The following is a 2,428-nucleotide window of genomic DNA, read 5'->3' as shown; positions in this document are numbered from 1 at the left end:
TGGAAATGCTCACCGGGTTTTTGTTTCGCAAATACGACTTAGCTATAATAATTTTAATAACATGGATTTTATTATCAGAAACTATTCTTTATCTACTTTTTTACTGCTAGAATAACTAATTACCTTTACATCTTCTACAGTAATTAATCCATCTTTAACTAATTCCTGGACCTCAGGTAATATTTTTTCAATCTTTTTAGCCTCATCTACCACTTCTATTATCAAAGGAAGATCTGAGGATAATTGTAAAATATGTGCACTTTCTATTCTACTATTTAAGCCGAAACCTTCTATGCCTCTAATGACAGTAGTACCAGCCATCCCAGCCTTTTTAAACTTCTTAACTAAAACGTGGTAAAGTGGCTCATGATTCCATTTATCTGTTTCACCAATATATATTTTTAAAATCTTGCCTTCTCCTGAATATTGCATAATTTTCTCCTTTCTATGGACTACCTAGCAATTTAAATAAATTTATTAAGGAAACGGAATTAGCTAATAGCCTTTGCTAGAATAATGCCTCCCATAACAGAAACAAGACCTAAGAGCAAATTCGAAAGGATATTCATTCCAGCAAAGAACCAATCACGTTCTTCAATAAGAACAACTGTCTCATAACTAAAGGTTGAAAAAGTAGTCAAAGCACCGATAAATCCCGTGGTGATTGCCAATCTAAGGTAAGGATGAGTTAAACCTTTCTCTAGGAAAAAGGTCATTATAAATCCAAGAAGAAAAGACCCAAGAACATTAACTATTAAAGTACCATAAGGTAAAACACCCTCAAGTTTCAAGCTTACCCACCTCGAAAGCAAAAATCGACTAATCGCTCCAAAAAATCCTCCTAACCCTACAAAGAAAATTTCTACCATATTTGGCTCCTTTCTTTTTCCAAAGATCTTTTAACATTATTATATATTATAATTATTCAAAAACAAAAAAAGTTATAATATTTACAGCGACCTTAAAATAGAAGATAAAGAAAATAATAAAAAAGTCTGTCGATCTCCAATAAGGTAAAAATCCTAGGGGATCGACAGACAAGTGGTAAAAGTCACAAGCATCATATCATGTATATTTGAATTGAATGTTAACAATTTTTCAAAATTTTGTTTGACAATCGTAATTATTTATGATATAGTATTTATAGATATCTTATGCCTTTTTATCCTACCTATGAGGAATGGAAACTAAGTTTAGATCTCTTATAAAAGGATTTAGGTATTCTCTTTTTATCCTACCTATGAGGAATGGAAACGGAGGGATATAACAATAGTCAATAAATACCCTATCACTTTTTATCCTACCTATGAGGAATGGAAACAAATTAAAAAAATGGAGGCAGAGAAATGGCAGTCAAACTTTTTATCCTACCTATGAGGAATGGAAACTCTCCATATCAGCCTCATATTTGTTTATGAGATCGACTTTTTATCCTACCTATGAGGAATGGAAACTGTTCAGAACAGCTCCATCTAAAGCCCATTCTTCTCCTTTTTATCCTACCTATGAGGAATGGAAACGTTGCTTTGATTATATTGCCTTGTGAATCGTACTCCTTTTTATCCTACCTATGAGGAATGGAAACCTTTTCAAAATTTCATGATCAATGCTTGGATAATAGCTTTTTATCCTACCTATGAGGAATGGAAACTATTATATATACCAAAAAAAAGAAATTTTTTAAAATCTTTTTATCCTACCTATGAGGAATGGAAACGCCAAATCATCAAGACTTTCGAGACCCAAATCCATCCTCTTTTTATCCTACCTATGAGGAATGGAAACAGTTTTAGTTTGTTGTGCATCTTCCTGCCTCGAAACAGACTTTTTATCCTACCTATGAGGAATGGAAACCCCCCGTTATGAGAATAAATCATATAGCCACTAAATGCTTTTTATCCTACCTATGAGAAATAGAAACTTTATCATTGTAACGGGCTTTTCGTCCGATATATTACTTTTTATCCTACCTATGAGGAATGGAAACCAAATTTTCTTATATCTTCATTTGAAGATTTACATAACTTTTTATCCTACCTATGAGGAATGGGAACCCACTTTCGAGAGCTATATGCATCATCCCTGCGTGACTCTTTTTATCCTACCTATAAGGAATGGAAACAATATATCCCAGTCTCTGAGCTCTGATATGTCATACTTTTTATCCTACCAATGAGGAATGGAAGGGGTGGAGAGGAATGAAAGAGGTGGAGATAGGAAGGAAAGTTGTAGGTAGGAATGGAAGTGGAAAGGCGAATATTGGAATTTGAAATGATAGAAAAGGTGAAGGTTCGATTTTTCTTTCTGAAGTAGGTTGAATATATAGGATTTTATTAAGCTATCTATGAGAAAGAATTTTTTTGGAAAACAATTTTAAATAGGAAGAAAAAGAGAAGGATAATATACTTTACTTGTTCCTTGACTTGTA

At 32.9% G+C, this 2,428-nt stretch carries 2 protein-coding genes and 1 CRISPR repeat array; both genes read right to left on the bottom strand.

The genetic code is table 11. The features are described from left to right. Window positions 1-81 precede the first annotated feature (81 nt). The gene (locus AA81_RS13725) at window positions 82-432 is read right to left on the bottom strand and encodes a DUF190 domain-containing protein (RefSeq protein WP_103899348.1); all 351 of its coding nucleotides are present in this window, start codon (window positions 430-432) and stop codon (window positions 82-84) included. A gap of 59 nt (window positions 433-491) precedes the next feature. Further along, window positions 492-869 carry a fluoride efflux transporter CrcB gene (crcB, locus tag AA81_RS13720; RefSeq protein WP_103899347.1) on the bottom strand — a complete coding sequence of 126 codons (378 nt, stop codon included), beginning with the start codon at window positions 867-869 and terminating at the stop codon, window positions 492-494. A 289-nt stretch (window positions 870-1,158) separates the two neighbouring features. After that, a CRISPR array of direct repeats spans window positions 1,159-2,187; the repeat unit is 30 nt; unit sequence CTTTTTATCCTACCTATGAGGAATGGAAAC. Window positions 2,188-2,428 lie beyond the last annotated feature (241 nt).

The organism is Petrotoga halophila DSM 16923 (genome assembly GCF_002924615.1).
This window is presented reverse-complemented; position numbering and strand designations above follow the sequence as displayed.